General features: G+C 69.8%; 11 protein-coding genes. All 11 read left to right on the top strand.

The window, feature by feature from the left end; genetic code table 11:
- Positions 1 to 22: 22 nt before the first annotated feature.
- The 11 genes from mraY to LX13_RS13980 all read left to right on the top strand — a co-directional run bounded on the left by mraY (position 23) and on the right by LX13_RS13980 (position 11,861).
- A complete protein-coding gene (gene mraY, locus LX13_RS14030; protein WP_188490143.1) occupies positions 23 to 1,120 on the top strand; it encodes a phospho-N-acetylmuramoyl-pentapeptide-transferase in 1,098 nt (365 codons plus the stop codon).
- A 1-nt stretch (position 1,121) separates the two neighbouring features.
- Positions 1,122 to 2,705: a UDP-N-acetylmuramoyl-L-alanine--D-glutamate ligase gene (gene murD / locus LX13_RS14025; RefSeq protein WP_253661961.1), complete on the top strand. Its 1,584-nt coding sequence runs from the start codon at positions 1,122 to 1,124 to the stop codon at positions 2,703 to 2,705.
- Positions 2,702 to 4,324, top strand: a complete 1,623-nt coding sequence (gene ftsW, locus LX13_RS14020) for a putative lipid II flippase FtsW (protein WP_253661960.1) — start codon at positions 2,702 to 2,704, stop codon at positions 4,322 to 4,324. Before murD ends, ftsW begins: the two co-directional genes overlap by 4 nt.
- Positions 4,321 to 5,457, top strand: coding sequence for an undecaprenyldiphospho-muramoylpentapeptide beta-N-acetylglucosaminyltransferase (gene murG / locus LX13_RS14015; RefSeq protein WP_253661959.1), 1,137 nt, complete (start codon positions 4,321 to 4,323; stop codon positions 5,455 to 5,457). The genes ftsW and murG overlap by 4 nt, the downstream gene beginning before the upstream one ends.
- An 80-nt stretch (positions 5,458 to 5,537) precedes the next feature.
- Positions 5,538 to 6,980 (top strand): UDP-N-acetylmuramate--L-alanine ligase, encoded by a 1,443-nt coding sequence (gene murC / locus LX13_RS14010; RefSeq protein WP_253662751.1) that lies wholly within the window; start codon positions 5,538 to 5,540, stop codon positions 6,978 to 6,980.
- Between the two features lies 1 nt (position 6,981).
- A complete protein-coding gene (locus tag LX13_RS14005; RefSeq protein WP_253661958.1) occupies positions 6,982 to 7,836 on the top strand; it encodes a cell division protein FtsQ/DivIB in 855 nt (284 codons plus the stop codon).
- 224 nt (positions 7,837 to 8,060) lie between these two features.
- Positions 8,061 to 9,209, top strand: coding sequence for a cell division protein FtsZ (ftsZ, locus tag LX13_RS14000; RefSeq protein ID WP_253661957.1), 1,149 nt, complete (start codon positions 8,061 to 8,063; stop codon positions 9,207 to 9,209).
- A gap of 31 nt (positions 9,210 to 9,240) precedes the next feature.
- Entirely contained in the window at positions 9,241 to 9,957 is a 717-nt protein-coding gene (gene pgeF, locus LX13_RS13995) for a peptidoglycan editing factor PgeF (protein ID WP_253662750.1), read from the top strand.
- A complete protein-coding gene (locus LX13_RS13990) occupies positions 9,954 to 10,691 on the top strand; it encodes a YggS family pyridoxal phosphate-dependent enzyme (protein WP_253661956.1) in 738 nt (245 codons plus the stop codon). The genes pgeF and LX13_RS13990 overlap by 4 nt, the downstream gene beginning before the upstream one ends.
- 97 nt (positions 10,692 to 10,788) lie before the next feature.
- On the top strand, positions 10,789 to 11,511 hold the full coding sequence (locus LX13_RS13985) for a cell division protein SepF (protein WP_253661955.1): 723 nt from the start codon (positions 10,789 to 10,791) through the stop codon (positions 11,509 to 11,511).
- A 68-nt stretch (positions 11,512 to 11,579) separates the two neighbouring features.
- On the top strand, positions 11,580 to 11,861 hold the full coding sequence (locus tag LX13_RS13980; RefSeq protein ID WP_188490150.1) for a YggT family protein: 282 nt from the start codon (positions 11,580 to 11,582) through the stop codon (positions 11,859 to 11,861).
- Positions 11,862 to 11,938: the final 77 nt, after the last annotated feature.

The raw sequence follows: 11,938 nt of genomic DNA, 5'->3' as shown, positions 1-11,938 counted from the left end.
GGCGACGGATGGGACTGAGCAGGTGACGCAGATCTTGATAGCGGGCGCCGTCGCGTTGGCGGTGTCCATCCTCCTCACGCCGGTTCTGATCAAGTTCTTCTCCCGGCAGGGCTTCGGCCAGGAGATCCGGGTCGAGGGGCCGCAGAGCCACCAGACCAAGCGAGGGACACCGTCGATGGGTGGCGTTGCCATCATCGTCGCCCTGTGGGCCGGCTACTGGGCCTCGCACATCGTCGGCGCCTTCAACGGCGGCCAGGGGCCCAGCGCCTCCGGTGTGCTCGTCCTGTCGCTGGCCACCGTCCTCGGCGGTGTCGGCTTCCTCGACGACTTCATCAAGATTCGCAAGGGGCGCAACCTCGGGCTGAACAAGACCGCCAAGTCGGTCGGCCAGCTCATCGCCGCACTCCTCTTCGGCGTCCTCGCCCTGAACTTCCGCAACGGCAACGGCGACGCCCCGGCGAGTCCGAACCTGTCCTACGTCCGCGACATCCCTGCGGTGACGCTCGGGTCGGTGGCGTTCGTCATCTTCTGCTGGCTCGTCGTCGCGGCCTGGTCCAACGCGGTCAACTTCACCGACGGACTCGACGGACTGGCCGCGGGCTCGATGGCCATGGTCCTCGGGTCGTACGTGCTCGTCACGTTCTGGCAGTACCGCAACGCGTGCGCGGGCGGACCCAAGGTGGGCGGCGACGTGAGCCCCGGCTGCTACCACGTCCGCGACCCGCTCGACCTCGCGCTCATCGCGGTGGCCGGCGGCGGCGCCTGTCTCGGCTTCCTGTGGTGGAACGCCGCGCCGGCAAAGATCTTCATGGGCGACACCGGGTCGCTCGCGCTCGGCGGCATGCTCGCCGGGCTGTCCATCACCACCCGCACCGAACTGCTCATGGTGGTCGTCGGCGCGCTCTTCGTCGCCGAGATCGTCTCGGTGGTGCTGCAGATCGCGTTCTTCCGGACCACCGGCCGTCGCGTGTTCCGGATGGCGCCGTTCCACCACCACTTCGAACTCGGGGGCTGGGCCGAGACCACGGTCATCATCAGGTTCTGGTTGCTGACCGCCATCGCCTGCGCGCTGGGTCTGTCCCTGTTCTACAGCGAGTTCCTGGCCTCCAACGGTGGCTGACGTGGCCGCCGTCCCGGCGTCCGATCAGCTCCCATCCCTGCCCGGCCTGCGTGTCCTGGTCGCCGGGGCCGGTACCGCGGGGGTCTCCGCGGCGCTGTTCCTCGCCGCGCACGACGCCCGCGTCACCGTCTGCGACGGACGTACCCACCCCCGTCCGGTCCTCGCCGACGCGGGTGTCGAGGTCATCTCCACCGACTCCGTCACCCGGGAGTCGGTCACCGCGTTCGACCTCGTCGTCGTGTCGCCGGGCTTTCGCCCCGATTCCGCTGTCGTCACCGCGGCGCGGTCGGCCGGGCTGCCCGTGTGGGGAGAGGTCGAACTCGCCTGGCGTGTCGATCACAGCGGACTGCTCGGTGCACCGCGCACTTGGCTGGTGATCACCGGGACGAACGGCAAGACCACGACGACGTCCATGGTCGAGGCGGTCGTCGCCGCGTCGCCGCGGTCGGTCGCGGCGTGCGGCAACATCGGCCTGCCCGTGCTCGACGCCCTGACCCTCGACCCACGGGTCGACGTGCTCGCCGTCGAACTGTCGTCGTTCCAGCTGTACTGGGCCCCGTCGGTGGTCCCGGACGCCGGCGTTGTGCTCAACATCGCCGAGGACCATCTCGACTGGCACGGCTCCATGGGCGCCTACGTCACGGCGAAGTCCGGTGCGCTGCGGGGGCAGATCGCCATCGTCGGCGCCGACGACCCGGTGGCCGGTGCCTTGTCGGCGACCACCCCCGGTGCGCGGACGGTCGCCGTCCGACTCGGCGAGCCGGCCGTCGGCGAGGTGGGCGTGGTCGGGGGCGATCTCGTCGACCGCGCGTTCGGAGGCGACGCCGGCGTTCCGGTGGGCACGACCGCGTCGATCCGACCCGTGGGGCCGTCCGGCCTGACCGACGCCCTCGCAGCGGCAGCGCTGTGTCGCGCGGTGGGCGTCACCGCCGACGACGTCGAGCGAGGGCTCGCCGGGTTCCGTCCCGGCCGCCACCGCGGCGAGGTGGTGGCCACACTCGAGGGCATCGAGTTCGTCGACGACTCCAAGGCGACCAACCCGCACGCTGCCGCCGCGTCGATCCGCGCACACCGCCGGGTCGTGCTCATCGCGGGCGGACTGCTCAAGGGCGCGGCGGTCGACGACCTCGTCGTCGAGACCGCTGATCGGCTCGCGGCGGTCGTGCTGCTCGGAACCGACCGTGATCTGCTCGCCGCCGCGATTGCGCGACACGCCCCTTCAATCCCAACAGTCACACTGTTAACAGGAGACGATGACCGGGTGATAGCCACGCCGGTTCTGCCCGATGCCGTCGCCGACAGTGCGCACAGCCCGTCCACCAGCACCGATGCGTTGCGTGCGATCACCGCGTCCGCAGCCGATCCCGCACTGGGGACGGCGGGGCGCGTGATGAACGCGGCCGTGGCGATCGCATGGCATCTGGCCGCCGCCGACATCGACCGCCCCGACGCGATCCTGCTCGCCCCCGCCGCGGCGTCGCTGGACATGTTCAGCGGATACGGAGAGCGCGGTGACGCGTTCGCCCACGGTGCGCTGGCCGTCGGTGCGACCGCGCCCCTCGACGACGGGACGACGGCGTCGTGAGCCTCGCCGCAGATGGATCCGAGGCCACCGCCGGGGCAGGTACCTCGACCCCCCGCCGCGCCGGATCCTGGTGGGACGGACCGCGCGGAGTCATCGACGCCGTGCTGCGTCGACCCCTCGCGTCGTTCCATCTGATCATCACGCTCACGGTGCTGCTCACCGTCTTCGGCCTCATCATGGTGCTCTCCGCGTCGTCGGTGGAGGGCTACTCCAAGAACGGCTCGGCCTACGGGCTGTTCACCACCCAGGTGGTCTTCGCCGTGCTCGGCACGATCCTGTTCTATGTCGCCCTGCGGATGCCGGTGCGCTACATGCGCAAGATGGCCGCGCCGGCGATCATCGTCACCACCCTGATGCTGGTTGCGGTCCTCATCCCGGGGGTCGGCACGCTCAGCGGTGGCGCACGACGCTGGTTCGTCGTCGCCGGGTTGTCGGTGCAGCCGTCCGAACTCGTGAAGCTCGCCCTGTGCGTGTGGGGAGCGCACCTGCTGTCCTCACGCATCCGCGACCGTGCGTCGCTGCGCGAGTTGCTGGTCCCGCTCATCCCGGTCGCGATCCTGGTGTGCGCGTTGATCATGCTTGAACCGAACCTGAGCACGACGATCACGATCGCCATCATCGTGGGCACCCTGCTCTGGTTCGCGGGCCTCAGTCTCAAGGTGTTCGCGGTCTTCGTCATCTCCGGTATCAGCCTGGCCGTGCTGCTCGCGATGGTCGAGGGATACCGCTCCGAGCGCGTGCAGAGCTTCCTCGGCAACATCAACGACCCCCAGGGCGCGGGATACCAAGCGCGACAGGCACAGTTTGCGCTCGCGAACGGCGGCACCTGGGGTGTGGGTCTCGGCCAGAGCCGGGCCAAGTGGAACTACCTGCCCAACGCGCACAACGACTTCATCTTCGCGATCATCGGTGAGGAACTCGGACTGATCGGTGGCCTGTTGGTCGTCGCCCTGTTCGTGTTGCTCGCCTTCGTCGGGCTGCGCATCGCGCTGCGCGCCGTCGACCCGTTCCTGCGCCTGATGACCGCGACCATCACCATCCTCATCAGCGCACAGGCGCTCATCAACATCGGATACGTGATCGGGCTGTTGCCGGTCACCGGTATCCAGCTCCCGCTGCTGTCGGCCGGTGGCACGTCGACGTTCACCGTCCTGGTGATGTTGGGCCTGCTGGCGAACGCGGCCCGCCACGAACCCGAGGCGGTCGCCGCGTTGGCCGCTGGCGACGACGGCCGGATCGGGCGCTTCCTGCGGCTGCCGCAGCCGGAGACCTACGCACCCACCCGGGTCCAGGCCTGGCGTGCCCGTCGCGACGTCGGGGACGGGCGGTCGGCGCCGCGCAAGCGACCGGTCGCCGACACCTCGCGGGCACCGCGCGGCAACCCGGCCTCGTACTTCGGCTTCGGTGGCCACCCCGAGCCGGTACGGCAACCGCAGCAGCGATCCGGACGGGTCCGGGAACGTACGGGCCCATCGCAACCACGGGCCCGATACCGCACCACCCCACCGGATTTCGCCACCGGCGAATACGACCCGCGACACGATTGGCGCACCGATGCGCGTCGTGAGACCCACCGCGCCGAACCACGTCGCGGTGCGCCGTCGAGGGCGCGCCGATGACCCGCCGACGCAGCGCCGACGACCCGGTGTCGGTGGTCGTCGCCGGTGGGGGCACGGCCGGGCACATCGAGCCGGCCCTCGCGGTCGCCGACGCCGTGCGCATCCTGGACCCCACCGCGCGCATCACGGCATTGGGTACCGAACGCGGTCTCGAGCGCACCCTGGTGCCGGAGCGCGGCTACACCCTCGAACTCATCCCGCCGGTCCCGTTGCCGCGCAAGGTCAACCGTGATCTGTTCTCGGTGCCCCTGCGTCTGCGGCGGTCGGTGCGTGCGACGCGCGGGATCCTCGCCGCCGTCCGCGCCGACGTGGTCATCGGCTTCGGCGGGTACGTCGCGCTGCCCGCCTACCTCGCCGCGCGGGGCCGGATGAAGGGCGGGGCGCGGGTGCCGGTCGTCATCCACGAGGCCAACGCCAGTGCGGGCATCGCCAACAAGGTCGGCGCACGATTCGCCCAGCGGGTGCTCGCCGCGGTCGACGGTTCCGGCCTCGACGCCGAGGTGGTCGGAATCCCGGTCCGCGGATCGCTGACCGGACTCGATCGCGCCGCCACCCGCGCGCAGGCACGGCATTACTTCGGACTCGACCAGGACGCCCCGACGCTGCTGGTGTTCGGCGGGTCGCAGGGCGCACGGACCATCAACGAGGCGGTCGCGAACGCGGCGGGCGCACTCGGTGCGGCCGGGGTCGGTGTGTTGCACGCGCACGGACCCAAGAACGCGATCACCCCGGTCTCGCCGCCGGGAGCACCCCCGTACATCTCGGTGGGATACCTCAAACGCATGGATCTCGCCTACGCCGCAGCCGATCTCGTGGTCTGCCGATCCGGGGCGATGACGGTCGCGGAGATCTCCGCGACCGGACTGCCCGCGGTGTACGTCCCGTTGCCGCACGGCAACGGCGAACAGCGTCTCAACGCCCTGCCGGTGGTCACCGCGGGCGGCGGGATCCTCCTCGACGACGCCGACCTCACCTCCGAGTGGGTCGCCTCGACGGTGCCCGACCTGCTCGCCGACACCGCCCGACTCGCAGAGATGTCCCGCGGGGCACGGCAGGTCGGCCACGCCGACGCCGCCACGGCGGTCGCGGCCGCCGGCCTGGAGTTGGCGCGCGCGTTCCGAGACGAGCGGTGACGCTCGTGTCCGAGACGCACGACGACCCGACCGCACCCTCGGGGGTCCCTGCGCTGCCCGAGGAACTCTCGCGGGTCCACATGGTCGGCATCGGCGGGGCCGGCATGTCGGGGCTCGCCCGCATCCTGCTCAGTCGGGGTGCTCAGGTGTCCGGGTCCGACGCCAAGGAGAGTCGCGGCGTACTCGCACTGCGGACTCGCGGCGCCCAGGTCCAGATCGGGCACTCGCCGGCCGCGCTGGACCTGCTGCCCGGTGGCCCGACCGTCGTCGTCACCACCCACGCCGCGATCCCGAAGACCAATCCCGAACTGGTGGAGGCGAATCGGCGCGGGATCCCGGTGATCCTGCGGCCCGCCGTCCTGGCCACCCTGATGGATGACTACCGAACCGTCCTGATCGCGGGCACCCACGGCAAGACCTCCACGACGTCGATGGTGGTGGTGGCCCTGCAGCACTGCGGACTCGACCCGTCCTTTGCCGTCGGCGGCGAACTCAACGAGTCCGGCACCAACGCGCACCACGGCAGCGGCGAGATCTTCGTCGCCGAGGCCGACGAGAGCGACGGCTCACTGCTGCAGTACCGCCCCGACGTGGTCGTCGTGACCAATGTCGAGTCCGACCACCTCGATCACTTCGGCACGGTGGAGGCGTACGTCGCGGTGTTTGACGACTTCCTCGACCGCCTCGACGCCGGTGGCACCCTGGTCATCTGCCTCGACGACGAGGGTGCGGTCGCACTCGCCGAGCGGTCCGCGCCGCGGTTGATCGAGCGCGGGGTGTCGGTGCTCGGCTACGGGTTCGGTCGCCTCGCCGACCGCGTCCCGATGGTCGAGAACTGCGCGGTGCTGCTCGACTGGCAGGTCCACGGTGTCGGTGGCCGTGCCCGGATCGCCCTGCGGGCCCCGCTGGGACCGCAGGTGGCGGACGCCTCCGTCGTCGAACGCGATGTTGCACTCGCGATCCCGGGTGTGCACATGGCTCTCAACGCCCTCGGTGCCATCGCGGCCGGGGTGGCCGCGGGTGGGCCGGTCGACGACGTGGTCCACGGCGTCGAGACGTTCACCGGGGTGCACCGCCGGTTCGAACTGCGTGGCCGGGTCCGCGACATCGCCGTCTACGACGACTACGCGCACCATCCGACCGAGGTGACCGTCGTGCTGACCGCGGCCCGCGAGCTGGTGGCCGACACCACCGGGGGACGGGTCATCGCGGTGTTCCAGCCCCACCTCTACTCACGCACCGCCGCCTTCGCGACCGAGTTCGCGCACGCCCTCGACCTCGCCGACGAGGTGGTCGTCCTCGACGTCTACGGGGCACGCGAGGAGCCGCTGGACGGTGTCAGCGGCCGGACGATCGCCGCGCAGGTGAGCGTCCCGGTCGTGTTCATCGCCGATCTGTCGCAGGTGGCCGAGACCGTCGCCGGTCTGGCCCGACCCGGTGACGTCGTCCTGACCCTGGGCGCCGGCGACATCACGATGCAGGGACCGGAGATCGTCGACGCGCTGGCCCGACGAGGAGACTGACATGCCCGACAATCAGACGATGCCTCGAATGCGCGGACGATCCGAACGCGGTCGCGACGACCGTGACCTCCGCCGCGATCCCGACGCCGAGTTCGACGACCGGTACGACGACGTCGACGACCGCGACGTCGATCCGGACGATCACGAGAACGGGCCGGCCGCGGGCACGCTGTCACGTCGGGCCGGACGACGTCCCGTGCGCGGCACCCGGATGCTCATCGGCACCGTTCTCACCGTGATCCTGCTGGTCGCGGCCGGGCTGGTGGCGTACTTCACGCCACTGATGTCGGTGCGTTCGGTCGAGGTGTCGGGGACGTCGGTGGTCAGTCGCGACGACATCGTCGCGGCCGCCCGGATCGCGACGGGGACACCGCTGCTGCAGGTCGACACCCGACCCGCCGCGCAGCGCATCGCCGCGATCCCGCGGATCAAGACCGTGCGCGTCGCCCGCGGCTACCCGTCGACCATCGACATCACCGTCGTCGAACGGACCGCCGTGGCGTTCGAGGACCGGTCGGGGACCGCTCACCTCTACGACGTCGACGGGGTCGACTTCGCCCAGCAGCCCAAGGCCCCCGCGCTGCCGCGTCTGACCACGGGTTCCGAGGCCTCCAACGCGGCCCGGCGCTCAGCCCTCGAGGTCGTCGCCGGCCTCCCGGATTTCCTGTCCCGACAGGTCGTCTCGGTCGCCGCGTCCTCGCCGTCCGACGTCCGCCTCACCCTGCGCGATCGCAAGCTCGTCGTGTGGGGCGACGCCGACAGGGGAGCGGACAAGGCGCGGACACTGCGCTTCCTGCTGCCGCGGGACGGTACGGAATACAACGTCTCCGCGCCGGAGTACCCGACCTTCCGCTGATCCCTCCGGCGGCGGACGCCGTCAGGACGGGTCGACGGGGACCGATCTGCGCGACACGCCGCCAGCCTGCGCGACGTCGGCGGGTTTCCTGCCTAGCGTTTCCCCCAACAGTCATCTACTTGACATAACTCTAAGCCTATGGTTTAGGTTGAGGGTTTTGTCCGGCGGCTGTGCACTCCCATCCGAGCCCCGAGGCATCCGATCGACAAGAAGGCGAGTCTCACATGACGCCACCGCACAACTACCTGGCCGTCATCAAGGTCGTCGGAATCGGCGGCGGTGGCGTGAACGCTGTCAACCGCATGATCGAGCAGGGACTCAAGGGCGTCGAGTTCATCGCCATCAACACCGACGCTCAGGCGCTGCTGATGAGCGATGCCGACGTCAAGCTCGACGTCGGTCGCGACTCGACCCGTGGACTGGGCGCCGGTGCCGACCCCGAGGTGGGTCGTCGCGCCGCCGATGACGCCAAGGACGAGATCGAGGAACTGCTCAAGGGCGCCGACATGGTGTTCGTGACCGCGGGGGAGGGCGGCGGTACCGGTACCGGCGGCGCTCCCGTCGTGGCCAGCATCGCCCGCAAGATGGGTGCGCTCACCGTCGGTGTCGTGACCCGCCCCTTCTCCTTCGAGGGGAAGCGTCGTGGCGGTCAGGCCGACGCGGGCATCGCGTCGCTGCGCGAATCGTGCGACACCCTCATCGTCATCCCCAACGACCGTCTGCTGCAGCTCGGCGACGCCGCGGTCTCCCTGATGGACGCGTTCCGCAGTGCCGACGAGGTGCTCCTCAACGGCGTGCAGGGCATCACCGACCTCATCACCACCCCCGGCCTGATCAACGTCGACTTCGCCGACGTCAAGGGCGTCATGAAGGACGCCGGCAGCGCCCTGATGGGCATCGGCTCGGCACGCGGGGACGACCGCGCGAAGAAGGCCGCAGAGGCGGCCATCAACTCTCCGCTGCTCGAGGCGTCCATGGACGGCGCCCGGGGCGTGCTGATGTCGATCGCCGGCGGCAGCGACCTCGGCCTCTTCGAGATCCACAACGCCGCGACGCTGGTCCAGGAGGCCGCGCACGAGGACGCCAACATCATCTTCGGCACCGTGATCGACGACAACCTCGGCGACGAGGTACGCGTCACCGTCATCGCGGCCGGCTTCGACGCCGGATCCCAGAAGCCGCGGCCCACCGTCGCCACCGGGAACAGCACGGTCGAGTCGGCCTCGGCGGGCACGGTCAACTCGGGCTCGTCGGTGTTCGGGGATCGGGGCACCGCGCCCGGAGACCCCTTCGCCGACGCACCCGCACCGCGCCGCAATGCGGTCACGCTGGACGACGACGACGTCGACGTCCCGCCGTTCATGAAGCGCTGAGGTGTCGGTTCGGCCCGGTGACGGCGCCGGCATGCGGGTCCGTCGGGTCACCACCACGCGCAAGGGTGGTGCCTCCCGATCCCCGTACGACGAGTTCAACCTCGGCGACCACGTCGGCGACGACCCGGACGCCGTCCGCGCCAACCGGATCCGTCTGGCCGAGAAGATCGGCGTCGGTCCCGATCGCATGGTGTGGATGGAACAGATCCACAGCCGCAACGTCGTCATCATCGACGGCCCCAGGGACGAGCCAGTCCCCGCCACCGACGCGTTGGTCACCACGGTTCGCGATCTCGCCCTGGTGGTCGTGACGGCCGACTGCGTACCGGTGCTGCTCAGTGACGACACCGCAGGTGTCATCGGCGCCGCCCACGCCGGACGCATCGGGGCCCGGATCGGGATCATCCCGCGGCTGCTGGAGGCGATGATCTCCTGCGGTGCCCGCCCCGAGCGCATCGGAGGGTTCCTCGGACCGGCCGCCAGTGGTGACAAGTACGAGGTGCCCGCCGACATGCAGGCCGACGTCGAGGCGCACCTACCCGGCAGCGCCAGTCGTACCGAGCGCGGGACGCCCGGCCTCGACCTGCGCGCGGGCATCCGGCGTCAGCTGTTGGCCGCCGGAATCCCCGCGGTCGCCCAGGACCCGCGGTGCACCATCACCGATCCCACCCTGTTCAGTCATCGCCGCGGCGCCCCCACCGGCCGTCTCGCGTCGGTGATCTGGATGGACACCACCGGTCGCGCATGACGCGCCCGGACGTCACACGCGTCGGCGCGCTCGCGACCGCACTGGAGTCGGCCCAGGACCGACTGCGGGCCGCGTGCGTCGCGGCCGACCGAGACGCCGACGACGTCGAGCTGCTCGTGGTCACCAAGTTCTTCCCGGCCTCCGACGTGTTGGCCCTCGTCGACCTCGGGTGCCGGTCCTTCGGTGAATCGCGCGAACCCGAGGCCGGTCGGAAGGCCGCCGAGGTCCGTTCGGAGGTGACCGACCCACTGGCCTTCCACATGATCGGGCAGATCCAGACGAAGAAGGCCAAGACCGTCGGCCGGTGGGCCGACCGCGTGCACTCCCTCGCCACCATTCGTCTGACCGACGCACTCGATGACGCCGCGACGAAGGCGCTCGACTCCGGCGAGCGATCGGTGCCACTGGATGTACTGCTGCAGATCAACCTCGACGGTGCGCCCGACCGCGGTGGTGTGATGCCGGCCCACCTGGACGCGCTCGCCGATCAGGTGCAGGCCGCGACGGCCCTGTGCCTCCGCGGGCTGATGGTCATCGCACCTCAGGAGGGCACGGCCGAGCAGTGGATGGCGACGGCAGCCGAGATCCGCGAACGATTCCTCGTCGGTCATCCCGACGCGACCGAGTTCTCCGCGGGCATGTCGGGTGACCTCGAAGAAGCCGTGGCACACGGATCGACGTGCGTGCGTGTCGGTACCGCGATCATGGGTTCTCGGCCGATAGTGTCGCCCTAGATCACATGAGTCACATACGAACCAGCAACACCAGCACTCCCACGAATTTCAGTCACAACCCGTCCCCAGGGCGCACCAAGGGTGAGGAACTCCAACGATGAGCTCTATGCAGAAGTTCAAGGCATATTTCGGCATGGTCCCGCCCGGTGACTATGAAGACGACTACCTCGACGAGCCGGGTCATCCCCGCCGCGACAGCTACGAGCGCGACTACCGCGACGAGTACTACGGCCGGTCCTCCTACCGGACCGACCGCGGATTCGAGGCCGACGAGTACGGCGACGAGGTCGAATTCGACCGCGTCCCCGAATACGCCTACGCCGGCCCGGTGCGTTCGTCGGTCGCCGACCGCGTGATGGCCGAGCGTTCGGCGCCCATGGAACGTCTGGGTCGCCCGAGCCGTCTCGAGCCCCTCGGTGGTGGCGGCATGTCGGCCCGCGCCGGCGGCGTCCCGCGCGGTGCCGGTCGGACCACCACCCGTGGTGCGCTCGCCATGGACAGCCACGAGTCGCTGGACCGTGTGTTCGAGGAGGGCAACCCGTTGGCCAAGATCACCACTCTGCGTCCGCGTGACTACAGCGAGGCACGCACCATCGGTGAGCGCTTCCGCGACGGCAGCCCGGTGATCATGGACCTGGTCGAGATGAGCAACGAGGACGCGAAGCGTCTCGTCGACTTCGCCGCGGGGCTCGCGTTCGCGCTCCGTGGCGCATTCGACAAGGTGGCCACGAAGGTGTTCCTGCTCTCGCCCGCCGACATCGACGTCTCGGCCGAGGATCGTCGCAAGATCGCCGAGACCGGCTTCTACAATCACAGCTGAGATCGACGGTCCCAGCGTCTGGACCAGCGGTTTTCTCATACCGTGACCGAATCAGGCAGAGTTGACGCGTGACGATAGCGCGAGAGGTCATCTACTACCTCCTGTTCATCTACTGGCTGCTGCTGTTGGGCCGCCTCGTGATCGAACTGGTGCGGACATTCGCCAGGGAATGGCGGCCCACCGGATTCTCGGTGGTGGTCATCGAAGCGGTGTTCACCACCACGGATCCGCCGATCAAGGCCTTGCGTCGGCTGTTGCCGCCGATCCCGCTCGGTCCGGTCCGGCTGGACCTGTCGCTGATGATCACCATGGTCGTGGTCCTGATCGCCATGTCACTCGTTGCGCCCTGAGTCCCGAAACCACCCGTGATGACGCCACAGCGGAGTCGTCCCGATATTGTGACGACGGCTCTCGTGCGTGGTTGCAC

Source organism: Williamsia maris, assembly GCF_024171815.1.
Taxonomy (GTDB): domain Bacteria; phylum Actinomycetota; class Actinomycetes; order Mycobacteriales; family Mycobacteriaceae; genus Williamsia_A; species Williamsia_A maris.
Note: the sequence above shows the minus strand (reverse complement) of the source record. Positions and strands in the feature narration are given on the sequence as shown.